The organism is Paraburkholderia sp. J67, assembly GCF_905220265.1.
In the GTDB taxonomy this organism is placed as follows: Bacteria; Pseudomonadota; Gammaproteobacteria; order Burkholderiales; family Burkholderiaceae; genus Paraburkholderia.
On sequence record NZ_CAJMZK010000036.1, the window covers coordinates 61,079 to 85,773 of the forward strand.

At 62.5% G+C, this 24,695-nt stretch carries 19 protein-coding genes; 1 reads left to right on the forward strand and 18 read right to left on the reverse strand.

What is annotated here, in order from left to right:
- Positions 1-54 precede the first annotated feature (54 nt).
- From U5782_RS37130 to U5782_RS37160, 7 genes are read right to left on the reverse strand one after another with little or no spacing between them, the layout of a single operon-like run.
- Entirely contained in the window at positions 55-1,251 is a 1,197-nt protein-coding gene (locus tag U5782_RS37130; protein WP_322048838.1) for an HlyD family efflux transporter periplasmic adaptor subunit, read from the reverse strand.
- Positions 1,251-2,792 carry an efflux transporter outer membrane subunit gene (locus tag U5782_RS37135; RefSeq protein WP_322048839.1) on the reverse strand — a complete coding sequence of 514 codons (1,542 nt, stop codon included), beginning with the start codon at positions 2,790-2,792 and terminating at the stop codon, positions 1,251-1,253. The genes U5782_RS37130 and U5782_RS37135 overlap by 1 nt, the downstream gene beginning before the upstream one ends.
- Positions 2,789-3,733, reverse strand: a complete 945-nt coding sequence (locus U5782_RS37140; protein ID WP_322048840.1) for a glycosyltransferase family 2 protein — start codon at positions 3,731-3,733, stop codon at positions 2,789-2,791. Before U5782_RS37140 ends, U5782_RS37135 begins: the two co-directional genes overlap by 4 nt.
- 32 nt (positions 3,734-3,765) lie before the next feature.
- On the reverse strand, positions 3,766-5,319 hold the full coding sequence (locus tag U5782_RS37145; RefSeq protein WP_322048841.1) for a DHA2 family efflux MFS transporter permease subunit: 1,554 nt from the start codon (positions 5,317-5,319) through the stop codon (positions 3,766-3,768).
- Positions 5,316-6,656: a glycosyltransferase gene (locus tag U5782_RS37150; protein WP_322048842.1), complete on the reverse strand. Its 1,341-nt coding sequence runs from the start codon at positions 6,654-6,656 to the stop codon at positions 5,316-5,318. The genes U5782_RS37145 and U5782_RS37150 overlap by 4 nt, the downstream gene beginning before the upstream one ends.
- A gap of 16 nt (positions 6,657-6,672) precedes the next feature.
- Entirely contained in the window at positions 6,673-7,242 is a 570-nt protein-coding gene (locus U5782_RS37155; protein WP_322048843.1) for an isoprenylcysteine carboxylmethyltransferase family protein, read from the reverse strand.
- A 40-nt stretch (positions 7,243-7,282) separates the two neighbouring features.
- Positions 7,283-8,227, reverse strand: coding sequence for an alpha/beta hydrolase (locus tag U5782_RS37160; protein ID WP_322048844.1), 945 nt, complete (start codon positions 8,225-8,227; stop codon positions 7,283-7,285).
- 1,065 nt (positions 8,228-9,292) lie between these two features.
- Between U5782_RS37160 and U5782_RS37165 the strand changes: the two genes are divergently transcribed.
- A complete protein-coding gene (locus U5782_RS37165) occupies positions 9,293-11,521 on the forward strand; it encodes a hypothetical protein (RefSeq protein WP_322048845.1) in 2,229 nt (742 codons plus the stop codon).
- Between the two features lie 131 nt (positions 11,522-11,652).
- On the opposite strand, the gene U5782_RS37170 is transcribed toward U5782_RS37165, so the two are convergent.
- The 11 genes from U5782_RS37170 to U5782_RS37220 all read right to left on the reverse strand — a co-directional run bounded on the left by U5782_RS37170 (position 11,653) and on the right by U5782_RS37220 (position 24,292).
- Entirely contained in the window at positions 11,653-12,573 is a 921-nt protein-coding gene (locus tag U5782_RS37170) for a 3-hydroxyacyl-CoA dehydrogenase family protein (RefSeq protein WP_322048846.1), read from the reverse strand.
- 208 nt (positions 12,574-12,781) lie between these two features.
- Entirely contained in the window at positions 12,782-13,516 is a 735-nt protein-coding gene (locus U5782_RS37175; RefSeq protein WP_322048847.1) for a hypothetical protein, read from the reverse strand.
- A 209-nt stretch (positions 13,517-13,725) separates the two neighbouring features.
- Positions 13,726-14,367: a hypothetical protein gene (locus U5782_RS37180; RefSeq protein WP_322048848.1), complete on the reverse strand. Its 642-nt coding sequence runs from the start codon at positions 14,365-14,367 to the stop codon at positions 13,726-13,728.
- Position 14,368: 1 nt separating this feature from the next.
- A complete protein-coding gene (locus U5782_RS37185) occupies positions 14,369-15,559 on the reverse strand; it encodes a hypothetical protein (RefSeq protein ID WP_322048849.1) in 1,191 nt (396 codons plus the stop codon).
- A complete protein-coding gene (locus tag U5782_RS37190) occupies positions 15,556-18,273 on the reverse strand; it encodes a type VI secretion system Vgr family protein (protein WP_322048850.1) in 2,718 nt (905 codons plus the stop codon). The genes U5782_RS37185 and U5782_RS37190 overlap by 4 nt, the downstream gene beginning before the upstream one ends.
- Positions 18,270-18,530: a PAAR domain-containing protein gene (locus tag U5782_RS37195; RefSeq protein ID WP_322048851.1), complete on the reverse strand. Its 261-nt coding sequence runs from the start codon at positions 18,528-18,530 to the stop codon at positions 18,270-18,272. The genes U5782_RS37190 and U5782_RS37195 overlap by 4 nt, the downstream gene beginning before the upstream one ends.
- A 257-nt stretch (positions 18,531-18,787) precedes the next feature.
- A complete protein-coding gene (locus tag U5782_RS37200) occupies positions 18,788-20,227 on the reverse strand; it encodes a gamma-aminobutyraldehyde dehydrogenase (RefSeq protein WP_322048852.1) in 1,440 nt (479 codons plus the stop codon).
- A 58-nt stretch (positions 20,228-20,285) separates the two neighbouring features.
- Entirely contained in the window at positions 20,286-21,095 is an 810-nt protein-coding gene (locus tag U5782_RS37205) for an ABC transporter permease (RefSeq protein WP_322048853.1), read from the reverse strand.
- Complete coding sequence (locus tag U5782_RS37210) at positions 21,085-22,047, reverse strand: ABC transporter permease (protein ID WP_322048854.1); 963 nt, start codon at positions 22,045-22,047, stop codon at positions 21,085-21,087. Before U5782_RS37210 ends, U5782_RS37205 begins: the two co-directional genes overlap by 11 nt.
- A gap of 2 nt (positions 22,048-22,049) precedes the next feature.
- The gene (locus U5782_RS37215) at positions 22,050-23,075 is read right to left on the reverse strand and encodes an ABC transporter ATP-binding protein (protein ID WP_322048855.1); all 1,026 of its coding nucleotides are present in this window, start codon (positions 23,073-23,075) and stop codon (positions 22,050-22,052) included.
- A 59-nt stretch (positions 23,076-23,134) separates the two neighbouring features.
- The gene (locus tag U5782_RS37220) at positions 23,135-24,292 is read right to left on the reverse strand and encodes an ABC transporter substrate-binding protein (protein WP_322048856.1); all 1,158 of its coding nucleotides are present in this window, start codon (positions 24,290-24,292) and stop codon (positions 23,135-23,137) included.
- Between the last annotated feature and the right edge of the window lie 403 nt (positions 24,293-24,695).

Sequence of the window (24,695 nt, forward strand, 5' to 3'; positions counted from 1 at the left end):
ACAAGGAAACGCGAAAGCAGCAAGAACCACGACAAATAAGCTCACGCAGAAATATCACCCACCCCGATTATCGCGAATGACCTTCTCAGCAGCAGCTTGCGCCTCCCCAGCCACCCCATCATGAACCCGCGTCCCCATCGCAGCAATAGCCGAATCGGCATCGAGCAACCGCCCATCGCGCTCACGCGTATCGACAGTAACGCGCATAGAAAGCCCGATACGCAGCGGATGCGAAGCAAGATCATCCGCATCGATTGAGATGACCACAGGCACCCGCTGCACGACCTTGATCCAGTTGCCAGCGGCATTCTGCGGCGGCAGCATGGAAAATGCACTACCGGTTCCGGCAGAAAACCCCACCACCTGCCCGTGATAATCCACTTTAGATCCATAGATATCCGAATGAATAGTCACGGCTTGCCCGACCCGCATATTCCGAATCTGCCCTTCCTTAAAATTCGCCTCGACCCACAAACCGTGCATCTGCACGATAGACATCAGCGCCACGCCAGGCCCGACCTGCTGCCCGATCTGCACGGTACGCTGACCCACCACGCCATCAATGGGCGCAACGATAGTGGTGCGCTTGAGATTGCGCCATGCGAGCTTGAACTGGGCAACAGCCTGAATGACTCCAGGATTGTCCTCAACAGCGAGCCGGCTGCCCAGCGCCCGCGCCCCATCGAGCTGCGCCTGAGCCGCGCCAAGCTGCGCCTGTGCCCCCGCTACGGCGGCCCGGGCGCGCGCCAGTTCCTCAGGTGACACCACTTCCACAGACGCATGATCGCGCGCAGCCAGCGCCCGCTGCGCAAGATCGAGATCGGCCTGGCGTGCTTTCACCGCTTCGGCATACATCGTCACCGAATAGCGTGCGTTGGCGCTCTGCCGCACGGCCTGCACAAGCTGTGCCTTAGCCTGCGCCAGCGCGACCGAGGCCTCAGCGTCGTCCAGTTGCACGAGTGCCTGTCCCGCGCGTACGCGCTGCGTGTCGGCGGTGAGCACGTCGATCACCGTGCCCGCCGTCTGCGCGGCAATCTGCACCACGTTGCCCGCCACGTAGGCGTCGTCGGTGTCTTCGCGAAAGCGCGCATCGGCGTACCAGTAGCCCGCCGCAGCAATCGCAGTAGCGGCCACCACCGCGCCGAAGATCGCGAAGCGTCGCCGTCGGGTTGCGCGCTTGCGGGCGAGCGTGGCGGCGTCGGCGGCGAGCGTGGCCGGATCGGGATGCAGGTTGGCGTGGTCGTGGTGCATCAGTTGAAATGCGTGCCGGTGAGTCGATCGTGGGAGGGGAGCGCTACGTCGAAGCGCGAGATGGCCGGGCCTGGCAACGTGCGTTCGTCGAAGCCGCCGCCAAGCGCGCCGATCAGCGCCACGCGCAATGTGCGTCGCTGAGCCTGAAGCTCGATCAGTTGTGCGCGTTCGTCGTAAAGCGTGAGCTTCGCCGTGTTGACGTCCTTCTGCATGAGCAGGCCGCGCCGGTGCCGCTCTTCGGCAATCGAGACGTAGCGCTGCGCGGCGTCAGCGGCATCGCGCTCGCCCGTCACGAGCCGGTCCACGGTCGAGAGCGAGACCAGCGTGCGCGCGACGTCGCCGAGCGCAGTGTCGATCGTCTTGTTATAGAGGCCGATCGCGATGTCGGCATTGGCGGCGTCGCCTGAGAGCTTGGCCTTGAGCCTGCCGCGATCGAACACCGGCAGCGAGATCGCCGGGCCGACCGAGCCCGCGAGCGCCTGGCGCGAGAACAGCGCACCGGGTGTCAGCGCGAGCAGTCCCGCGAAGCCCACGAGGTTGACGTCCGGATAGAACTCGGCGCGTGTGCCGTCGATGGCCGCATAGCTGGCCTCCACTCGCAGGCGCGCGGCGACGATATCGGGCCGCCTTCCCAGCAGGTCGACGGACAGCCGAGCGGGCAGCGGGGTATCGGCCAGATCGGCGGCGCGCGGCCGCGTGAGCGCGAGGCCGCGTTCGGGGCCGCCGCCTGAGAGCACGCCCAGTTGCAGTTGCGCGAGGCGGATGCGTTCGTCGGCCAGTTCGATCTGTGCGATGAGCTTGTTGCGGCGTACGGCGGCATCGTCGGCGTCGTAGCCGTTGTCGATACCGCGCGCCGCGCGCTCGCGCAGCACGGCGGTGATCTGGTCGCTCGCGTCGCGTTTCTCGATCCAGAGGTCGCGCAACGCGTAGGCCTGGTCGAGGTCGCCATAGAGCGAGACGATGGCGATGGCGAGCGTGAGTCGTGCCTGTTCGGCGTCGACGCGCGCCGCGTCGCGCAGCGAGAGCAGCCCGCGCGTAGCTGCCGCGTTGCGGCCCCAGAGATCGAGCTGATAGTCGAGCCCGACGAAGATCGAGGATGGCGATTGCACAGGATTGCCGAACAATTGTACCGGGACGTCGTAGCCGTTGGCCGAAACGTTGGCAACGCCGTCCGACTGCGGCATGCGCGCCTTGTTGACGGTGGCGCCGGCCGTCGCCGTGAGTCCGGTCAGTGAAGCGAACTGCTGCAATTGGGCTTGCGCCACGCCGATGCGGGCCTTCGCGACCTGGAGGTCGGGATTGTGCGCGTAGGCTTCGGCGACGAGGCGGTCGAGTTGCGGGTCGCCGAACTGATGGACCCAGTTGGGCGTTGGCCACGCGGTGTCGCTGGCCGATCTGGGCGAATCAGCGGTGGTGAGGGCCAGCGCGTTCGCATCGGGCGTGTGCGGCTGCAAGGCTGGCGTGATGGTCGGCACGCAGCCGCATGCGAGCAACGCGACGGCGCCAAGCGCAAGGAGCAGGGCAATGGGACGTGTGCTCATCCGCGCCGCTCCTGCACGGCAGCGCGCACGCTCCAGCGCGGATGCGCGGCGTCCAGCGGGCCAAGCCGGCCATGAATGCCGTCGAGCAGGCCGTAAAGAATGCCTTTGAGTTTGGCGCGCTTGTCCTGCTCGCCCAGCAGGATCTGCACGATCTGCCATAGCGTCAGCAGGTTTGGCACCAGGGCCACGGGAAAGCGCGGGCCGTACTGGATCGCGATCTGCATGGCGTTGCGCGCGCTGTAGTAGCGACGCGTCCAGGGATGATTCATGGTCGAGATGTCGAGTGGTCCGATGCGCCGCCGTACCTTCGCGCCGATGCGATGGCGCAGCACGAGCGAGGGCACCAGATAGAGCGGCACGTTGCGCGAGAGCGCGCGAAAGCAGTATTCGGTATCGACGTGGTCGATGAACAGCGCTTCGTCGAAGCGGCCGAGCATCGCGTAGGCTTCGCGCGACACGAAGCAGCCCGAGGAAATCAGAAAGGCGCAGCGCAGTGGGGCCGGTGCGGTTCCCGGTTCGAGGCGACGCACGCCGATGCCGTTCGTCGCGAGTTCGGGCAGGAAGCGGCCATCGTTTTCGTCGAAGATGCGCGGGCCGGCAAGGAAAGGTCGCCCTGCGTGCCGTGCGCCGAAGTCACGCATCGTCGGGAAATACGCGGGCGGAATCACCGAGTCCTGATCGAATAAGGCGACTGCGTCGATCTTCGCGTCCAGTGTGAACAGATGGGCCAGGCCCACGTTATAGGCGCCTGCAATGCCGCCACGATTGCCATGATGCAGCAGCATGTAGCCATCGCGCGCGGCGGCTCGCTGTGCGGCGTCGTCAGGGCGTGGCGTGTTGTCGACGACCACGAGCGCATCGCACGCGTCGCGCAGCGCGGCCAGCCGCGCGAGCTGTTCGCCGCTCGGGTGGTAGAGGATGACAAGTGCGCCTGACCGCATCGCGTGGCTCCGTTACGGGGGTGTCGATTGCGTTAATGCCCGAGCGACATCGCGGCGCCGCGTCGGGGACGCGTGAGCCACATCAGCGCCGCGAGCAGCACGCAGGTGACGCTCGCCATGAAGAACATGTCGCCCGTCGCCATCATGTAGGCCTGCTGCATCGTCACCTGTTGCAGCGCGCCGAGTTCGCGCGCGCCGCTCGCGCCCATCGCATGCAGCGTGGCGACGAAGTGCTGCGTGCCGTCCGATGCCTTCGTGACCGATTGCGCGAGCGTGGCGTAGTGAAACGTCGCGCGGTGGTCCCAGAGCGTGACGCTCATTGCCGTGCCGAACGCGGCCGCGAGCGTGCGCAGAAAGTTCGACAGGCTCGACGCGGCGGCAAGCTGGTGATCGGGTACGCGCGAGAGCGTCGCCGCCGTGAGCGGAATGAAGAAGCAGGGCAGGCCGATGCCCTGGATCAGGCCGGGCGTGACGATCTGCGTGAAGGTCATCGTCAGCGTGAAATGCGTGTCCCACCACAGCACGGCGGCGAACACGAGAAAGCCGAAGGTCGCGAGGATGCGCGCATCGAAGCGGTGCGCGTAGAGGCCGACGAGGATCGAGAACACCAGCGCCAGAATGCCGAGCGGCGCGGTTGCGAGCCCCGCGTGGAACGCGTCGTAGCCCATCACGGCCTGGAGCCAGAGTGGGAACACTACGCCCACCACCGAAAAACTCGCCATGCCGAGCGAGATGATGAGCACGCAGAACGAAAACGTGCGGTCGCGAAAGAGGCTCAGGTCGATGACGGGCTGCGCCTCGCCCGCTTCCCAGAGCAGCAGCGAAACGAGCGCGAGCGTGGCGACGATGGCGAGCGTGACGATCAGCGTCGAGTCGAACCAGCCCGCGTCGTGGCCGAGGTCGAGCATGGCTTGCAAGGCGCCCACGCCAATGACGAGCAGTGCGATACCGATGAAATCGACAGGAACGCGTTCGCCGCGCCGCGCCTCCTTTCGCAGCATGGTTGCGCAGACAACGAAGGAGAACAGTCCGATCGGCAGGTTGATGAGAAAGATCCATTCCCACGAGAGCGTGTCGATCAGATAGCCGCCCACCACGGGGCCGAAGATCGGCGCGAGCAGCACCGTCATGCCCCACAGCGCGAGCGCGAGCGTGCGTCTGGCGGGCGGGAAGGCTCGCATCAGGATGGTCTGCGAGAGTGGCACCATCGGCCCGGAGCAGAGCCCCTGCAAGGCGCGGCAGACGACCAGCACATGCAGGTCGGCAGCCAGCGCGCACATCAGCGAGGTGAGCGTGAAAAGCAGCACCGCGCCGACGAAGAGCCGCGTTTCGCCGAGCCTGCGCGCGAGCCAGCCCGTGAGCGGCACGGCGATGGCCGCCGCCACCGAATAGGAGCTGATGACCCACGTGCCCTGGCTGTTGGCAACGCCCAGGCTACCCGAGATGGCGGGCACGGCGACGTTCGTCACAGTGGAGTCGAGCACTTCGATGAAGGTGGCCAGCGAGAGCGCGAAAGTGAGCAGGGCGAGGCGCAGGCCACTTGCGGCCTGTGGGCCGGGAAGGGCGAAGGGCGTTGCCGTGCTCATGTGCGAACCACCTTGAGCACGGGCGCGCGCGGTGGCTCTGGCGCGACGGCGGACGCGAACGCTTGCGCCGCCGATGGCGCGAAGCGCTCGATGAAGCGTGCCGCGTCGTCGCATCCGTTGGGCGAGGCGGCCAGCTTCGCGCGCTGCTGTGCGCAGCGTGTGGCGATGAGCGGATCGTGCAGCACGCGTGCGAGAGCGCGGGCCAGTTGCGCGTCCTTGATGGGCGCGTCGAGTCGCACGCCGCAACCCGCGTCGGCGACGCGCTGCGCGTTGTCGAACTGATCGTGCGCGAACGGGGTGACGACTTGCGGCAGGCCCGCTTCGAACGCGAGCGACGCGGTGCCGATGCCGCCGTGATGCACGAGCGCGCGGCAACGCGGCAGCAGCGCGCGCAAGGGCACGTAGCGACGATGCAGCAGGCGCTGACGCGGCATGTCGCGTCCGTGTTGTGCGTCGCCCGGGGCCGCGCCGAGCAGCAGTCCGCGCGTGCCCGTCGCACGCAAGGCATGCACGACCGCGCGCGCATAGTGATCGCGGTCGATCAGCGTCGATCCCGCCGTGAACACCACGGGCGGCTCGCCCGCCGCGAGGAAGGCTTCGAGTTCGGCGTCGGGCGCGCTGTCGTCGAGGTCGTTGTCGAGATCGTTGAAGAGCGGGAAGCCGCTTTGCCTGTGCTGCGATGGCCAGTCGGGCTGCGGCGCGGCGTACCAGTCGGGGAAGAGACACAGCACGCCATCGGGCGAATGGAGCCAGCGGCCGAGGATGCGCGTGGCGGGCGGCAGCGCGAGCGTCGCGCGCAGCGCGTTCAATCGCGGCCCGCACACGGCGTCGAGCACGGTGCGCTCGATCAGCGTCATCAGCGCGGCCTTGATGGGTAACGGCAGCGCGCGAGGAATCGTCAGGCGCTTGTGCGCGGGCGGCGCATGGGCCGAAAGCAGTGTCGATGGCGAGACCTGCACGGACACATAAGGCGTGCCGTGCCGCTCCTGCATGAGGCGCGCGGAGAAGGCCCAGAGCGTGCCGACCAGCACCGTATCGGGATCGCGCAACGCGACGAGCGCTTCATAATGCGGTTCCAGCACCGGCGCGATCAAGGCCCATAGCGTCCTGAACGAGGTGCGCGGATGCCATAGCGCCGGATCGGCGAGCGCAGCCGCATAGTCGCTGGCTGTGCCGATGGCGACGAACGCGAAGCCCTCGCGTCGCGCGGCCGCCTCGAAGGGCGGATGCGTGCAGAACACAACGCGATGACCGCGTGCGGCGAGCGCGCGACCGACGCCAATGAGCGGATGCACGTCGCCCGCCGAACCTATCGCCGTGATGATGATCTGTGCCATCGGGCCGCCGCGCGGATCAGTAGATGCCGGGAATCAGCGCGGCGACTTCGCGGCGATAGCGCGCGTAGGCATCGCCGAAATGGCCGGTGAGCCAGCTTTCCTCTACGCGCACCTTGAAGGCCAGCGACGCGAAAATCAATGCGACGCCAAGCACCCCGCGCCACGTGCCGCCGATCACGGCCGACCCAACGAGCGCGAGGAGGCAACCCGTGTAGATCGGGTGGCGCACGAGCGCGTAGGGGCCGCTGCGGATCAACTCGTGACCTTCCTTGAGCGTGACCGAGACGCTCCAGTTCGTGCCCAGATGCACGCGCGCCCACACCGAGAACAGCAACCCCGCGAGCACGATTGCGAACCCGGCCCACTGCGCCACGCCCAGTTGCGACCAGTCAGGCAAGAGCGAGGCGAGCGTGGGATCGGGCAGGATCACGAACGCGCCGCCCGCGATCAGCGGAATCGACTGCCAGGTGCGCGTGCCGCGCGCTTCCTTACGGGCGGTGGTTTTAACGGCCTGTGCGGTCGCGATCCAGTACGCGAGCCACAGGAGCCACGGAACGACGATGGCGATGCTTTGCACGATATTCATGAAAGGGTCTCGACGAGGGATTCAATAGCGCGGCGACGCGTCAGGAGAGCGCGGGCATCTGCATCGGCAGGCGCAGCGGCACGCCTGGGTTGGCGATGGCCGCGACTGGCGTGATGGAGGCGATGGACTCGATCGACTCGATGGAGGAGAGCGCCTCGCGCTCGCCGCAGAAGAAGTCGCACAGAAGGGTGCGCATCTGCTCCTGTTGCGAACGTCCTTCCAGATCGAGGAAATGGCCCGCGCCGCGAATCGTTGCGAACTCGGCGTGGCGCACATAGTCGCCCAGACGGCGTACATCGGCGGCCGTGGTGTAGTCGTCGAGATCGCCATTGACGAACTTCACGTCGCAGGCAATGCGGCGGAACTCATCGAGGTAATGCTGCGGTTCCATCGCGAGAATCTGGTCGACGTGAAAAGCCACCTGGTCCTGCTCGTCGCGCGGCAGGCGCGTGAGATAGCGGTAGTTGTAGAGCTTCATGATGCGCGGCAGATGGCGGCCCACCGTATCGTTGAGCAACTGCGCGGCCTTCAGGTTTTCACCTGCGGCGATATGGTCGCGTGCGCGGGTGACGTAGTCGGTCATCGCCGCGTTGAGGAAGGGCGAGAACGACGCGATGGCGGCGCGTCGCACGCTCGCGCAACCACGCGCGAGCGCGAACAGCGACGCCACGCCGCCCCACGACACCGAGAGCAGGTACGCGGGCTGGAAGCGGTCGGCGAGATGCATGAGGATGTCGATCTCGTCGTCCTTGGTGAGCGCGTAGTCGCACACGTTGTGCTGGCGCGACTGGCCCGCGTAGGGCAGATCGAAACACAGCGCGTTGACCCGCTCGCCCAGATAGCGGATGGTCTGGCCGAACGACGCCGTAGTCGCCAGCGCACCGTTGACCAGCAGCACGGTTTCAAACGACGGATCGAAGCAATGGTGCTCGACGTAGACCTTCAGGCCACCCGGTAGTGGCAGAACCTGCTTCTCGACTGACATGAGATTTTCCCCCGCATGCAATGCCAAAAGACGAACGCATTCGCAGCCGGCCGCACGGCGCCAGGACGCATCGGCGTCGTATCGCTGTCGTGACGGCTGCACTCGATTTCGCCAGGGCCGCGCCGCGCACGGATGCGCTGCGCCGCCTGCCATCTGTCGGCCCGTGGCTGTGACTGTGTCTCCTCCAGGCCTCTCGTCGAGCGTGGCCGTGAGAGGCGGCCGCTTTGCGCCTTGTGTCGACGCCTGTGCTCGATTGCTGCGCTGCATCTAATGCAACAGGTGTGCCATTCGACTGACGAATCTGGGCCGCGAGGTGCGGCGACAGGCGCCTGAGGTAGTCAGAACGTTGTGCGGCGCGGCTTTCGCCGGATGGACGATGGCGGACGCCGGACAGGTCGATGTACGTGCAACGAACGTAACGATGCATGTGACATGGGGCGTAACGTAATGGCCGATGTCACGTGTTACGGAACAACCCGTAACACGGTCGATTGTTGTAATGAATTTCGAAATTCAAAATGAATTTTTGAGTCGGCTTGAAAGATGGCGAGGCGCGTTGAGCGCTAATTCGCATAAGCGCTTTGAGATGGATTTTTTGTGGTGCGGGTGTGAGTGCGAGCGGCCTTCCTGACCTCATCAAATGGATAGGTTGCGCAGGATTCCGGTCGCGGTCATCCTTATCGGCTAAGGCTTTGCTTGTACGGTTATTGATAATTATTATTGTCAGTTATCCTTTTTAATGTTGGTGATGGTGAATCGATTTTTAACGTACGTTCACGCCACGCCTTCACCCTTCTCGCGAATTTTCCACTCTATCGGCTGATTGGATGCGCACGCAGTTTTGCCGCGCATTCATGTCACGTTACGCAATTTCGTAACGTCCGTTGATTTCCCTGTTACGTCGAATCGTTGCGCATCGTTTTCAATGCGATGCGTCACGCACACTCGCCATTGCAGCGTGCCGTCGCTCGCTTTTGCCAGTTGGCATGGTCTCTGCAATGTCTGGCTTCGCAGCCGGGCGCTGCGACAACCAACTTATAGAGAGAGCTAGCGATGGGGAACAACGTGAAGACGCGAATCACCTCCTTGGCGTTGTGCACCGCGGCGGTTTTCGCCGCGGCGGCCAGCGGCGCGGCACGGGCGGATTCGACGCAGCCGGGGGGCGGCGTGGCAGTGGGCGCGGCGGCAGGAGCCGGTGCAGCGCCGGGGACTATCGTGGTGGGAGGCGGGGTCGTCGGGGTGGCGACGGGCAACGATGTCACCGTGGCGGTGGGGGGCGCAGCCGGGCTCGCGGTGAACTATGGCGGTCAGCCGCTCGCGCAGCTGGGTAGCGTGGTTGGCGCGCTTCAGGGTGCGCTGCCGGGTGCGGGTGGTGGTGATCCGCTTGCGCCTGTGACGGGTGTAGTGAATACGGTTACGGGAGCTTTGTCGGGTGCGGGTGGGAGTGATCCGCTCGCGCCTGTGACGGGCGCGGTGAACACGATTACGAGTGCGCTTTCGGGTGCTGGCGGTAGTGATCCGCTTGCGCCTGTGACGGGTGTAGTGAATACGGTTACGGGTGCGCTTTCGGGCGCTGGCGGTAGTGATCCGCTCGCGCCTGTGACGGGCGCTGTGAATACGATCACGGGTGCGCTTTCAGGCGCTGGCGGTAGTGATCCGCTTGCTCCGGTTACGGGCGCAGTGAACACGATCACGGGTGCTTTGTCGGGTGCTGGCGGTAGTGATCCGCTTGCGTCTGTGACGGGTGCGGTGAATACGATCACAGGCGCGCTTTCGGGTGCTGGCAGTAGCGATCCGCTCGCGCCTGTGACGGGCGCCGTGAACACGATCACGGATGCGCTTTCGGGTGCGGGTGCTGGCGATCCGCTTGCGCCTGTGACGGGCGCCGTGAACACGATCACGGATGCGCTTTCAGGTGCTGGCGGTAGCGATCCGCTTGCGCCTGTGACGGGCGCCGTGAACACGATCACGGGTGCGCTATCGGGTGCTGGCGGTAGCGATCCACTTGCGCCTGTGACGGGTGTGGTGAATACGGTTACGGATGCGCTTTCAGGAGCAGGCGGTAGTGATCCGCTCGCGCCTGTGACGGGCGCGGTGAACACGATTACGGGTGCGCTTTCAGGTGCTGGCGGTAGTGATCCGCTTGCTCCCGTAACTGGTGCCGTGAACACGATCACCGGCGCGCTTTCGGGCGCAACGGGCAGTGACCCGCTCGCCCCTGTGACGAATGTAGCTACTGCGGCGACAACCACCCTCGCCAGCGCGGCAAACGCCACCACAGGCAATCTCGCGAATACGGTCAACGCCGTAACTGGCACGCTCGCGAACGCCGTCGACACGGAAGTGGGAGCACTAAGCACCGCGTCCGGGACGACGACGGCTAACGTGGTCAACACGGTCGATTCGACCACGGGCATCGTTGCCAATGCGCTGAACTCGGGATCGAGCACGTTGGCGAGCACGCTCAACTCGCTGACCGCCGCGGCATCGAGCGCAGGTGGCAGCGATCCGCTAGCGCCGGTCACGAATGCTGTGAACACCGTCACCGGCACGCTGGCGAGTGCCGCGGGCAGCAACCCGCTGGCTCCGGTCACGAGCGTCGTGAACGACGTCACGAGCACGTTGGCAAGCGGCACCGGCAGCACGCCGCTCACGCCGATCACAAGCGTAGTGAACACCGTCACCGGTACGCTCGCGGGCACCGCAGGCAGCAACCCACTGGCCCCCGTCACTTCTGCCGTGAACACGGTGACCGGCACGCTCGCAAGCGCCGCGGGCGGCAACCCGCTCGCACCCGTCACGACCGCGCTCAACAGCGCCACTGCCCCGGTCGGCAGCGCAATCAGCACGGTGACCAGCACGCTGGCGAGCGCCAACCCGATTACGCCGATCACTGGCGCGCTCGGTACGCTCACGGGTACGGCTGGCACCGTGACCAGCACGCTCGCGAGCGTCGCAAAGAGCAATCCGGTGGTGCCGCTGGTCAGCACGGCGACGAGCGCACTCGGCTCGACGCTGGCATCGGCAAGCACGGTGACGGCTTCGGTGACGGCTTCGGTGACGGGCGCGATCGGTGCAGGCGTCAGCGCTACCAGCAACGCAGCGAATGCGAGCGCTGGGACGGCGAGCCAGACTAGCGGCTCGGCGACTTCGACTGCCTCCGGCGCGCTTGCGCCGGTGACGAGCCTGGTCGCCTCGGTCGGCTCGACGGCCACGCATGCGCTCGGCTCGGGCAACGCGCTGGCGCCGGCGACGACGCTGCTCGGCTCGGTGACGGGCGCGCTGCCTAAATAAACCGCAGCAGGCAGCTTTGCCGATGCAGCACAAGGGATAAGTTAGCCGAGGAGAGAACGGGCCGATTACTCACAAACATCAAAGGCCCATCGCAGTACGGAGAAGCCGGCCTCGTGCCGGCTTCTTCTCTTTCAGCCGCCCGCGATCAGCTTGCGGCGCGCCGCCTTCACGCGCGCGCGATGAGCATCGTCCCAATCGTAGAAGCCCGCGCCGCTGCGCACGCCGACGCGACCGGCGTCCACCTGCTTGCGCAGCAGGTCAATCACGTCTTCGTCCTTCGCGAGTTCGGGCATCAGATGCGACGAAATATCGACGAAGGTATCCAGACCGCCCATATCCGCGCTCTCGAACGGACCGACGATTCCCCAGCGGCGGCCGAGCGACGCCTTCATCACGCGATCGACCACCTCTGGCGTCGCCGCGCCCGAGCGCACGATATTGAGCGCCTCGCGCAGCACCGCGAATTGCAGGCGATTGCCGACAAAACCAGGAATGGCCTTGGCGAGCACGACGGGCTCCATGCCGATCGCGCTCATCAGTGCTTCGGTGCGCGCGGTGACTTCCGGTGCGGTGGCGCTGCCAGGCACCACTTCGACGAGTGGAATCATGTGTGGCGGATTCCAGAAGTGGGCGATCACGAAGCGCTCGGGAGCGGGCAGGGCGCGCGCGAGCAGATCGGGTTCGAAGCCGCTGGTATTGCTCGCGAGGATCGCATCGGGCGCGAGTACGGCGCCAAGCTGCGCATAAAGCCGATGCTTGAGGTCGAGCACTTCGGGCACCGCTTCGAAGACGAATTGCGCGTCTTTCATGATGTCGAGCTGCGTGCTCGTTTCGATACGCGCGAGAGCGGCGGCGCGTGCATGGGTGTCGATGCGGCCTGCGTCGATCAGCTCGTCGAGCACGGCTTCGGCTTTTGCGGCCACGCTGGCGAGGCGCTCGGCATCGACGTCATGGACGATCGTGCGCAGCCCGTGTAGCGCGCATTGTGTCGCGATGCCCACGCCCATTAACCCCGTACCGACCACGCCCGCGACGGTTATCTTGCTGTCCATACCGACCTGCCTCCTTGAGTGCCCTTCGGGTGGGCATTGCGTAAGCGAGTGGCAAGCATAGCGTGTTGTGGGCGAATGCGCCCCGCGCATTCTCGGCGCGCATTGTGCAGCGTGCGCATAGATGCGAGGACCGATTACCGGAGGGATTTCCCGGCCCGTTCACAAGGAGTCGGTGATGCTCCCCTTGCATCGGCGCTTGTCCTTCTGCTTATCTTCCTTGCCGTCGTGTATTTCTGGCGTGAGGTGAGAGCATGCGGCGCTCGATACGGACGTGTAATAGCTTCTGGCGTCCATCTGTATCACTGCTGTCAGGGTCCGCATAATCTAGATCAACATCCACCAATAGACCTGTTCCTTTAGGGTCATTTGCTCTATACCGGTATTGATGAACGCGTTCCAGCGGGGGAAAGCCAGGTCCCAGATCATTTCCCGGCCGCGGTTTTCCGTCACGGTCGACCCAGTAATCAGCTAGATCGAGGTGTTTGACGAGTAGAGGTCGGCTAACTTCTAGCAGTTCACCGGTAAACAGAATTTCAAATGTGGCGGGAATAACCTGGACTCTCATCCTGTCTTTCGAGTCATCTCGCGGATCAGTCGCAGTGGAGAGCGTTATTCGTGCTTCTGGAAACGTTCTATTTGTGTATAAATATACGCTGCCGGGATAGTCAGGATCTGTCTCTGTTGACGACAGTTCTCCGAATGCCTGGATTTTAGAGTTGAATGGATTATCTTCACGAAGAATCGCCATAGCTTCAACAAGAACATTGACAATTGCATGCTGTTGAACATCAAGTGTGTCGTCATGCATTGCCGGTTCCTTTGATGCGTCGGATGGTTGCGCGATAAGATTTTGTGCATGTGCCGGGATTTCTGAGCTGAGTCCTGTCAGGGGCATTCCAGTACAAATCAACCAGCTCGCCACAGATAAAAGCGTCCTCGTCATGTTATGTTTTTCATTGTTACGAGAGTTGTTTTAATTTTTGAATTTAAATTATACAGATGCAATTTCTTCTTGATTGCATAGCGGTATTGTCCTGCCAGAGCATCATGCCCAGATCTGGTCTAGTAGAGTTGGCGGTTACATTGCATCGCCCTCGGCGCCGAGAGCGGGACACCCGGCCGAATCTGGGCACCGGTACGCACATCGGCACGTTACTTCTCATGCGATGCTTCGCCTTGCTGCTTGAACTCCTTCTCATTCAGGTAGTGCCGGAAAATATCTAGCTCGCGCAGATTCACCGCCGTCCGTACGTTGTCAAGATTCCAGGGGCCTTTCTCGCTAACCAGTTCAGCCAGATATTCAATCCCTATGTTTACGTCATATGGCAATTTACCGGGTAACGGCAAGCGATAGCAAAAATCTACCGTATTTATCGGTGTCGAACTGGAAATATCCAGGAAGTGTGGGAAACTGACAAAATCGGATTCCTCGACCCGCTCACCATCTAATCGCTCGCCGCGCACTTTGCGACGAAATTCAAATTTGTCAAATATTTCATAGGGAATATTTGTCTGCACTTCATCGTTAAGTTTTATAGAAAACGCATCAATAATGATTTGATCACTGCCCACCTTAGGGTGATTGAACCAAAAGCTTAATTCCATCAACTTGTGTGGAAAATATAAATATTGAATTCTTCCGTTTTGGTCGCTTGTATATTGCGGAATTCCGATCTGTTCTTTGATTTCGTCAAAAGACATTTCCCCCTTGATCCATTTTGTTCCAAATTCAACGAATCGAAAGAATTCAGCCTGTTGTTCGGCATTCAATTTTTGATTGATATTAAGTGTCATTTCATTTTCCGTTGCCTTCGCCATTATTGGTGGAGTTAGCAGGCTTGTGCATATAAGCAAGCTCGTAAGCATGGCTACACTGATCTGTCGCATGCGTGTAAAGATTCAGACCAAAAAAAGGTTTCCAGTAAGCCGTTGCCATATCACCGCAGAAGAAAGCATCGTTCTCCCAGGGTCTTCCGCTGTAATCCCAAGTGCATCCTTTTTTCACCTCAACCATCGCATCAACGTCAATTGGCGTCCCTCCCAGACCGACGTTTTGCAAAAGATCAATGGCCGCTGCTCGCACTTTCATGTAGTGGTCTTTTGCCGCGTCAAGACTCTCGAGATAGGGCGGCCAATATCCCCCTTTGATCCAGGTATAAAGATTCTGACAATACTGGCCCACCGCCATCCGTTTCAGGCTAATAAAAGCGGAAGTATCGTCAGGCAACGCTGCCTTAGAGGCGAGATCGAGGGCGATGCGCGAAATCCTTGTTCCTCCCATCGTTGGACTGGTGATTAATGCGGGAAAATTCGAAATTTCTGATATTTTTTCAAAATTTTCGGGGTGTTGGGTAATTAGAGCGAAAATCCAGAATGACTGCTGGCAATGTCGCGATTCGTGGTAAAGCGTATCGGCGAAAGATTCGAGTTTTTGCGTTTGACTTTCACGACCGCCCGCAGTTGGTGCGACTTCTTTGACCTTAAATATGTCCTCCAACGTGCCGAGATTGAGGCGCATCTCCCAGCTATTCGGCGCAAACGCGCCCTGTTCAAACGATGATGATGGGGTGTAGGACACGATTGCGGGCATCGCGGATTCCGGGATGCCAAAGCCATCTGCGTGGCTGGCCAATGGGGCTCCGATGATTGGCTTAATCAGATCGAAAAATTTATTGAATTGTTCGCGATCAATAGGCCACGTGAGCATAAGTACAGGTTCCGCAATGCCCGACCCGAAATAGGCATTGCCCCATTTAATTTTGTTGATTAGTAGATCATGAATCGCTTTCGCATAGTCGCGCGCCACGGGATACATAAGTCGTCCCCTGCGTTGCGGATCGATGTCGGAGAAGCGCATTCCCCACCTGTCCGGCGTGCATGGGGCATAGGTCGGTTCGAATTCAGCAGTGGTCGGGCCGGGTTTGAGTTTTTTCAGCAGATACGGGCCGACTTTCTGGTACTCGTCTACGTCTTGTTCATCGCTCATCGCTGATCGCTCCCGGAGGATTTGAATGCGATACCTACTGCCCTTGTCAAACCCGGCCGATAGATACCCCTCACCGTGCCGTCTTTGCGCAATAGTTGGAGTTCCGCTATCTGAATACTGTCACTCATCACAAGCGATGTTTGCCCATGTACGTTCGATATACCCTCGATCACTTGTCCGTCCTGAAGCTTGATTCTGTAGCGCTGTTGCGCCATGACTAGCCCTGAACCATCGTCCGGCAAGACATAACGATCGACGACCTTTGCTTCTCCAATATCCGTAATCGGTGCCTTGACGGGAACTGCCTGCGGCTTATCGGTCGCATGCGTTGCGGCGTGGACAAGGAATTTTCCATCGGTAAAACCGAATATGCCGTCCTCGCCTAGCGTCAATTCCGTTCCGCCACCGTTCAAAACTATGCGCTTCCCCGTTATCAGTATTTCTTTCTGTTCGCTCAGGATATGGACGACTTTGCGTGCGATCAGGTCGAGATCGTCGGTTTGCGATTCGACACGAACCCGGCCCGGCGTGATCAACGTGATGGACTTCGACGCAAACACGGAAACGGCTTTCCCCACCGACACAAAAAACGACCTGACCGCCGCAAACGCGATATGGCCACCCGAGGTCAATGCAGTGTGTTCACCACTTACGATCTGCGTGCTACCTTCAGCGGAAGAATGCACATTAGCCGCGCTGGAAATAACAATATCGGGCACTTCAAGCTCCGGAAAATCGACGTCCCCGCTCCCGCGTAGTGCGGCATTGGCGCTCTCAATCGCGCTAGTCACCTCGTTCTGATTACTCGCAGCCGGCTGCGCACCGTGCCGTTGCGCCACCCGCGCCAGTTCCTCATGGATACCCCGCGCCTCATTCAGCCGAGAGAGCGTTTCATCCATATCCTTGACCTTGCCAGCCGCGCTCGCGCGCGCGAAGCTCGTGACCAGCCATCCCTTTGCGGCGCGCAGCACACCCCAGAAATCGGTTCTTGCCTCGATGCCTTCGCCGCGCGCGTCCTGGCGGCCCTTATTGCCGTCGATGCGCGTGTTATAGCCCAGGCTGATGCTCGATTTACCGTGATCGCTGGCAATCTGCGCCTGTAGCCTGCCGGGCGTATCGTCCAGTGCCAGATGATTCGACTGCGTCCCATGTTCGAGACTACGCGAGCGCATGCCCGATAGCGCCTGATTCGCGGGCAGTGCCCAGGGCGGTCTATGGTCGATATCGGGCACGAAGGCGCAAACCACGGGGCGGTCCGGATCGCCATTGATGTACGTCACCAGAACGGCGTCGCCGCGGCGTGCGTGCGCGATTACGCCCATCTGTTCGCCTTGCCACGGCGAGGCCAGGCGTACCCATATGGATTTCCGCCCGTCATATATTCCCTCGCGATCCCACGGATATTGAATCAGTACGCGATTGTGTTCATCTATCCAGATTTCGTATTCGTTGGGCGAAACAATGACCGCATATTCACAGCTATCAATACGCGGGCGCGGCGTGATCTGGGGCATCCGGTAAGGTTCATCGGCGGGTACGACTTCAAATGAACAGGCCGTAGTGTGCTGGGGCAGCGTGCCAGAAGTCGTTGGCAATTCGCGGATATCCAGGTCCACGCGTGTGACCACGTACGCCCGATTGGCCGCATGATGGGGATAGCGCGCGAGTTTGAACGTTTTGCCCGATTGAATGCCGCGCAGTGGACCTTCGCCGCGTGCGTATCGTCCCGAGCAGCGTTGCGCTTCCAGTTTGACGCGTGCGAGGTGGCGAGCGTCTTCCTGCCAGGCCTCACCGGCTTCGGGGGCATCCAGTCGTGTTTTGGGTTGAGCGAATTCCGCGAGCGTATAGGTTTCGTGATGGAAGCTGTGCTGGTCCCGGGAATCGCCATATTCAACTGAGTAGGGCGAACTGCCAACACGCTGGCGCGGCGACATATAGCTGTGGTCGTGAACCGCAACGGTGCCGATGGTAGAGGCGCTCGAATACACGAATGCCGTTATATGTTCTTCGTTCGCGTTGCCGCCGCTGGTGTGATAGGGCAAGGTGTCGAAGGGAAAGTCGTGTTCAGGGCACGCGCGCGTGTTGTTGGCAATGACTAGCACGTGGGTGCCGTCGCGATGTTCGAACCACACGAGATAGCCGAATTCTTCGCAAAGGCGCAGGAAAAAATTCCAGTCGGTTTCCCACGCCTGGCGTATCAAGTCGCGCTCAGGATTGGCGCCCGGCCCGGTATTGCCCGTAATGCGCCAGTCGATTTCCCCCTGATAAGGCCGCAGCACGTCGGTCATGCAATCGAGGATCGATCCATTCCAGACGCGCGAATTGCTGCGTAGCGTAGCGGGCCATATCCAGGGACGTAGCACGAATTCATAGACGATGCATTTGCCCTCGGTGCCCAGCACGTTGGCGGATGCAATCAGCCCGCTTATTTCGCGCGCGCCCGCGCCGCGCGCCACAAAAGCATGCGCGCCGAGGTTTTCCAGATCGATCGTGACGGTGGCCGGTGTATCGCGTATCCGGTCCAGATCGATATCGTCGTACATGAAGCGATCGAGCACATCGAATGGGCGAGGCGCCGTGGCCTCGATGCGATATTCGAAGAGCTGGCCGATGCCTTCGTGGCCGCGTACACGCCGCACGGTCAATGCTTCGCGCAGCGCCCGTGCGCGCATCGACAGCGTGGGGAACGCGGTTGGCAGCAGGGTGCCCTTCATGTGGACGCCTTTTGCAACGTCGCACCGCAAGTCGTTTTGTCGCCCAGGTAAGCAATGCGTCTGCCACCGTGGGTGTTCTCGCTGGTTGCGATGATGTGGAATTCCCCGCCGCATGTCGGACAGGCGACGCGATGCCCTTCCAGCGCCACGCTTCGCCCCATATGGGTTCGATCGGGTGCGCCGTCGATGATCTTGCCGCCGTGGTCGGTGATGTCGCCCTGAAGCGCCATATCGCGCCCGGTCGTGTTGTCGCGCATGCCTGAAGCCTCCTGAGTCCTGCGGGCTATGCCCGTCGATCAGGATAGTTTTGGCGTAATCAGGCTAAATGAATACACGAGAATTCCGAATCGGTGCGTGCGCACCTTTATCGAAATCAGGGCACGTGAGATGAAATTGCGAGCGGCGTGGGAGTAGGGGGTGGGGAGAAGGAAAACCTTCCCCTGATGCGCAGAATGTGGCCGACGCCCCGCGTACGCGTGCAGAAGCGGGTTCTGCACGCGTCGCGGTTAATCGCTTACGAGAAGCGCGCCATGATATGCCGCGCGCAGGTGTATTCCTCCAGCGCGAACATCGACATATCCTTGCCGTAGCCCGAGCGCTTCATGCCGCCGTGCGGCATTTCGCTCACCAGCGTGAAGTGCGTGTTGATCCACGTGCAGCCGTATTGCAGTTCGGCAGCGACCTTGAACGCCTTGTTGACGTCGCGCGTCCACACCGAACTCGCGAGGCCGAAGTCCGAATCGTTGGCCCAGTCGATGGCCTGCTCCGTGCCTTCGAAACGCGTGACCGAAACAACCGGGCCGAACACCTCGCGGCGCACGATCTCGTCGTCCTGACGCGCGCCCGCGATGACGGTCGGCTCGTAGAAGAAGCCGCGCGTGTCGGCGATCTTGCCGCCCGTGGTGATTTCGATGTGCTTCAGGCTGGCGGCGCGCTCGACGAAGCTCGCCACGCGGCCGCGCTGCCGCTCGGAGATCAGCGGGCCCATCTCCACGCCTTCCATGTGCTGCTCGCCGTAGCGGATCGAGCCAACGGCGCTCGACAGGTCGGCTACCAGCCTGTCGTAGATCTTGCCTTCGGCATAGATGCGGCACGCGGCCGTGCAGTCCTGCCCCGCGTTGTAGAAGCCGAACGTGCGCAGGCCCGCGACCACTTCGTCGAGATCGGCATCGTCGAACACGATGACGGGCGCCTTGCCGCCCAGTTCCAGATGCGTGCGCTTCACCGAGCGCGAGGCGGCTTCGAGAATGCGCTGACCCGTCGAGACATCGCCCGTGATCGAGATCATGCGCACTTGCGGTTGCGTGATGAGCGGCGCGCCCACGGTGTCGCCGCGCCCCGTCACCACGTTGATGACGCCTGCCGGGAAGATCGCGGCGATCAGTTCGGCGAGCTTGAGCGTGGTGAGCGGCGTCTGCTCCGAAGGCTTGAGCACGACGGTGTTGCCCGCGGCCACGGCCGGCGCGAGTTTCCACGCGGCCATCATCAGCGGGTAATTCCAGGGCGCGATGGACGCGACCACGCCGATCGGATCGCGCCGGATCATGCTCGTATGGCCTTCGAGATATTCCCCGGCGATGGGACCGTGCTGCGTGCGGCAGGCGCCCGCGAAGAAGCGGAACACGTCGGCGACGGCGGGGATTTCATCGTTGAGCGCGCCCAGATACGGCTTGCCGCAGTTCAGCGATTCGAGCCGCGCGAATTCGGTGGCGCGTGATTCGATGGCGTCGGCGAGCTTGAGCAGCAGCGTCGCGCGATCCTTCGGCGTGCTGCGCGCCCAGGCGGGCCACGCGCGGCTCGCGGCGGCGGTGGCGGCCTGCACCTGTTCGAGCGAGGCCTCGGCCACTAGCGCGATGACTTCGCCCGTCGACGGGTTGAAGACGTTTTCCTTGCTGCCCTGGCCCGGTACGAATTCACCGCCGATCAGGAGGCTGGTTTGCAACGATTTTTCCATGTGATCTCTCTTCATTGAGCCATTGCGTGCGAGAAGTACGGGGTTTGCCGATGCGGGATTATCGGCTGCTGCCCGCGGTGCTTTCAGTATCGCGCGTGAGATACCACGCGCCAAAAATCGGGATCATCGTGACCGCCATCACCATCAGCGCGACCACGTTGGTGATGGGCACATCGCGCGGCCGCGAAAGCTGGTTGAGCAGCCAGATCGGCAGTGTGCGTTCCTGACCCGCCGTGAAGGTCGTGACGATGATTTCGTCGAAGCTCAGGGCAAAGGCGAGGATCGCGCCCGCAAGCAACGCCGTGGCGATCTGCGGCAGCACGATATGGCGGAAGGTCTGCCAGCTATCCGCGCCCAGATCCATCGACGCTTCGATCAGGCTGGCGGGCAGGCGGCGCAGCCGCGCGACCACGTTGTTGTAGACCATCACCACGCAGAACGTGCCGTGACCCACCGCGATGGTCCAGAACCCGAGGTCCAGATTCGCGGTCTTGAACGCGGAGAGCAGGGCGATGCCGGTGATGATGCCGGGCAGCGCGATCGGCAGGATCAGCGCGAAGGTAATGGCTTCCTTGCCGAAGAAGTTGCGGCGGTACAGCCCGAGCGCCGCCACGGTGCCGAGGATCACCGCGAGCAGCGTCGCAAGCGCCGCGACCTTCACGGAGAGCCACGCGGCGTCGAGCATATCGTCGCGCGCGAAGGCGTCGGCGAACCAGTGCAGCGTGAAGCCCTTGAGCGGGAAGCTGAACGCGCTGGTCTCGGTATTGAACGCATAGAGCGCGACCACCAGGATCGGCAAGTGCAGGAAGGCGAGGCCGCCCCAGGCGGCGCAGCGCAACAGGCGCGAGGGTTGGGCGTCAGAGTGCATCGAAGGCTCCGAGGCGTTTGGCGATGACGAGATACACGCCGATCAGCAGCATCGGCACGACAGTGAAGGCGGCGGCCATCGGCACGTTGCCGATCGAGCCTTGCATCGTATAGACCATGGTGCCGATGAACAGGCCGCTCGGGCCGACCAGTTGCGGAATGATGTAATCGCCGAGCGTGAGCGAGAACGTGAAGATCGAGCCCGCCACGATGCCCGGAAACGCGAGCGGCAGGATCACGGTGCGGAAGGTCTGGCGCGGATGTGCGCCGAGGTCGGCGGACGCTTGCAGCAGATTGGCGGGAATGCGTTCGATGGCGGCCTGGATCGGCAGGATCATGAACGGCAGCCAGATATAGGTGAAGACCAGGAAGCGGCCGATATTGGAGGTGGAAAGCGAGTCGCCGCCCACGACCGGCAGGCGCAGCAGCGCCTCGAGCGCGCCGCGCAGATGCAGCATGTCGATGAACCAGTAGAGAATGCCGCCCTGCGCGAGAATCACGGTCCACGCATAGACCTTGACGATATAGCTTGCCCACATCGGCAGCATCACGGCCACGTAAAAGAGGCCCTTTTTCCAGCCCTTCGCGTAGCGCGCCATGTAATAGGCGACGGGAAACGCCAGCAGGGCGCTCGCGAGCGTCACGCAAGCGGCCATCGCGGTGGTGCGCAGGACCACGTCGAGATTGGCGGCGTCGCGGATCAGCGCGAGATAGTTCGCGAGCGTGAAATCGGGGCTGACGGCCATCGTGAAGTCGTCGAAGCGCCACACGCTTTGTAGCAGCAACGCGAAGAGCGACCCCAGATACACCACGCCGAACCACAGCAGCGGCGGCAACAGCAGCAAGAGCAGCGACAGGTTCGCGTGGCGATGCAGAAAACCGCAGACGCGGCGAACGAGGCCGTCGCGTGCGACGGGCGCGCGCGGCACGGCGGAGTTGGAGGTTGTCGCCATGGTCATCCCCGTTGCTCCAGCGCGACCATCGAGCGACGCGGCCAGGCCAGCGTCACGTTCTCGCCAACGGCGGGCAGCACGGTGCCCGCATCGTCCTGATTGGCCACGGTGACGGCCAGCATCTGGCCGGCTTGCGAGCGCACTTCGAAGCGGCTCGTCGCGCCGTAGTACTGGATATCGATCAGCGTGCCAAGCAGGCGCACGTCGTCTGTGCTGGTACTCGTGCCTTGGGCGAAGCGGATATGCTCGGGGCGAATCGAGAACGGCTTGGCCGTGCCGACGAGTTGTAGTGAAGCGGTGTCGGCAATGACATTAGAGGTCCCAACGAAATCGGCGACGAAGGGCGTGGCCGGGCGCGTATAGAGATTGCGCGGCGTATCCACCTGCTCGATGCGCCCCTTGTTGAAGACGGCCACGCGGTCCGACATCGACAAGGCCTCGCCCTGATCGTGCGTGACATAGACGAAGGTGATGCCGAGCTTGCGTTGCAGCGATTTCAGTTCGGTCTGCATCTGCTCGCGCAGCTTGAGGTCGAGCGCGCCGAGCGGCTCGTCGAGCAACAGAATGCGCGGGCGGCGCACGAGCGCGCGGGCGAGCGCGACGCGTTGGCGCTGACCGCCCGAAAGCTGACCGGGCCGCCGCGCGCCATAGCCGCCTAGCGCCACCAGATCCAGCGCCTCTTCCGCCTGACGATGGCGCGTGCGCTTGTCGACACCGCTCACCAGCAGACCATACGCGACGTTGTCGCGAATGTTCATGTGCGGGAACAGCGCGTAGTCCTGAAACACCGTGTTGACGTCGCGCTGATAGGGCGGCAGGCCGGTGGCGTCGCGGCCATGCAGCACCACGCGTCCCGCAGTCGGCTGCTCGAAGCCCGCGATGAGGCGCAGACAGGTGGTCTTGCCCGAGCCGGACGGCCCGAGCATCGAAAAGAATTCGCCGTCTTCGACCACGAGCGAGACGTCGTCCACGGCGCGCACGCCGTCAAAGTGGCGCGAGACCTTCGAGAATTCCACTGCGCTGTTCATAGCGGTTCCTGCGGGATGCGTGAGTCGGTGCGGATCGGGTTGGTGGATAGTCTGGAATCCTATCGACCGCCCATGATCGAGATGAAGTCCTGGGTCCAGCGGCTGTACGGCACGCATTGACCTTGCGAGCACGTGGCCACCGGCGTCTTCCAGAAGTGGATCTGGTCGAAGCGGTCATAGCCGTTTGCCGAGCAGAAGTTCGACCCGCCCACGGCCTTCTGGCTGCAGCCGCCCGAAATCACCGGGTTCGAGCCGAACCATTCGGCGAGATCGGCCTGGAGCTTGCGGTTGAGCGACCAGTTCATCCACTTGTAGGCGCACACGGGATGCGGCGCATCGGCGTGCATCATGGTCGTGTCGGCCCAGCCGGTGGCGCCTTCCTGCGGGATCGTCGCGGCGATCGGGAACTTCTCGCCTTGCAGCGAGTTGACCGTATAGCCCCAGGCGCTCGACACGGCGATGCCCTCGTTCTTGAAGTCGTTCATCTGCACGGTGACGTCGTGCCAATAGCGGTGCACGAGCGGCTTTTGTGCGCGCAGCACCTTGAGCACTTCTGCGTACTGCGCTTCATTCAACTCGTACGGGTCCTTGATGCCGAGCGCGGGCTTCTTGTGCATCAGATAGACGGCGGCGTCGGCCACATAGATCGCGCCGTTGTAGGCCTGCACGCGGCCCTTGTTGCTCTTGCCGTCGGGCAGCGTCTGTTGCTCGAACACGACGGACCACGACGTGGGCGCCTTCGGGAAGATCTTGGTGTTGTAGGCGAGGAAGTTTGCGCCCCACTGGTACGGCACGCCGTAGTGCACGCCGTTGACGGTGTGCCACGGCGCGTTTTGCAGACGCGGTTCGACCGTGCTCCAGGCCGGGATCAGCGCCGTGTTGATCGGTTGCACCTTCTTGCCGTAGACGAGACGCAGGCTGGCGTCGCCCGACGCCGTCACGAGGTCGTAGCCGCCCTGGTTCATCAGCGTGACCATTTCGTCCGAGGTGGCGGCGGTCTTCACGTTGACCTTGCAACCGGATTCCTTTTCGAAGCCGGTGACCCAGTCGTATTTCTTGTCGGTGTCGCCGCGCTCGATATAACCGGGCCACGCGATGATGTTGACCTGTCCTTCAGGCTTGCCAAGCTGGGTGAGCGGCGCGGCGGCGCTGGCGAAACCCGTGTTGACGAGTGTGGCGATGGCAATGGCGGCAGCCAGGTAAGGGGTGTGCGACATGCTCCGGATCCTCGTGGTTGGTTTTTTCGGCGGCGCTCCGCGCGGGTTGGGTTTTGGCGGGCGGCTTCTGAGGCGTTTTCTATGAAGGGCGGAGCTATTCTAGGAGGGAGGTTTTTTTGGCAGATAGGCCGAAACCCAGATATGAGCTATCGGTTAAAGCGAATGGTGATGGGGTGGGGGCGGGGGGAAATGGGACTTTGGCGCTCGCCGCGAGGCGTGGTACGTGGAAACCCTGGCGGGGGCCGCGTGTATGTGCGGCGTGTTCGGTATTTGAGAATGCTTCGGCCTAGGTATCGGTTTTTTGGTTTGGTCTTTTGGGATTCTGCTGGCGGGGCTTTCGGGTGTTGGCATTTTCTTGTTTTCTTGTCGGTCTATTAGCGTTGCCCCTGTGCGGGGCAGCACT

What these genes read in the sequence shown, in the direction of transcription:
- U5782_RS37220 (WP_322048856.1), bottom strand. Translation starts at nt 24,292, where the DNA reads ATGTCGCACACCCCTTACCTGGCTGCCGCCATTGCCATCGCCACACTC.
- U5782_RS37170 (WP_322048846.1), bottom strand. Translation starts at nt 12,573, where the DNA reads ATGGACAGCAAGATAACCGTCGCGGGCGTGGTCGGTACGGGGTTAATG.
- U5782_RS37160 (WP_322048844.1), bottom strand. Translation starts at nt 8,227, where the DNA reads ATGTCAGTCGAGAAGCAGGTTCTGCCACTACCGGGTGGCCTGAAGGTC.
- U5782_RS37200 (WP_322048852.1), bottom strand. Translation starts at nt 20,227, where the DNA reads ATGGAAAAATCGTTGCAAACCAGCCTCCTGATCGGCGGTGAATTCGTA.
- U5782_RS37140 (WP_322048840.1), bottom strand. Translation starts at nt 3,733, where the DNA reads ATGCGGTCAGGCGCACTTGTCATCCTCTACCACCCGAGCGGCGAACAG.
- U5782_RS37195 (WP_322048851.1), bottom strand. Translation starts at nt 18,530, where the DNA reads ATGCGCGACAACACGACCGGGCGCGATATGGCGCTTCAGGGCGACATC.
- U5782_RS37205 (WP_322048853.1), bottom strand. Translation starts at nt 21,095, where the DNA reads ATGCACTCTGACGCCCAACCCTCGCGCCTGTTGCGCTGCGCCGCCTGG.
- U5782_RS37130 (WP_322048838.1), bottom strand. Translation starts at nt 1,251, where the DNA reads ATGCACCACGACCACGCCAACCTGCATCCCGATCCGGCCACGCTCGCC.
- U5782_RS37155 (WP_322048843.1), bottom strand. Translation starts at nt 7,242, where the DNA reads ATGAATATCGTGCAAAGCATCGCCATCGTCGTTCCGTGGCTCCTGTGG.
- U5782_RS37190 (WP_322048850.1), bottom strand. Translation starts at nt 18,273, where the DNA reads ATGAAGGGCACCCTGCTGCCAACCGCGTTCCCCACGCTGTCGATGCGC.
- U5782_RS37175 (WP_322048847.1), bottom strand. Translation starts at nt 13,516, where the DNA reads ATGACGAGGACGCTTTTATCTGTGGCGAGCTGGTTGATTTGTACTGGA.
- U5782_RS37180 (WP_322048848.1), bottom strand. Translation starts at nt 14,367, where the DNA reads ATGACACTTAATATCAATCAAAAATTGAATGCCGAACAACAGGCTGAA.
- U5782_RS37135 (WP_322048839.1), bottom strand. Translation starts at nt 2,792, where the DNA reads ATGAGCACACGTCCCATTGCCCTGCTCCTTGCGCTTGGCGCCGTCGCG.
- U5782_RS37185 (WP_322048849.1), bottom strand. Translation starts at nt 15,559, where the DNA reads ATGAGCGATGAACAAGACGTAGACGAGTACCAGAAAGTCGGCCCGTAT.
- U5782_RS37215 (WP_322048855.1), bottom strand. Translation starts at nt 23,075, where the DNA reads ATGAACAGCGCAGTGGAATTCTCGAAGGTCTCGCGCCACTTTGACGGC.
- U5782_RS37210 (WP_322048854.1), bottom strand. Translation starts at nt 22,047, where the DNA reads ATGGCGACAACCTCCAACTCCGCCGTGCCGCGCGCGCCCGTCGCACGC.
- U5782_RS37145 (WP_322048841.1), bottom strand. Translation starts at nt 5,319, where the DNA reads ATGAGCACGGCAACGCCCTTCGCCCTTCCCGGCCCACAGGCCGCAAGT.
- U5782_RS37150 (WP_322048842.1), bottom strand. Translation starts at nt 6,656, where the DNA reads ATGGCACAGATCATCATCACGGCGATAGGTTCGGCGGGCGACGTGCAT.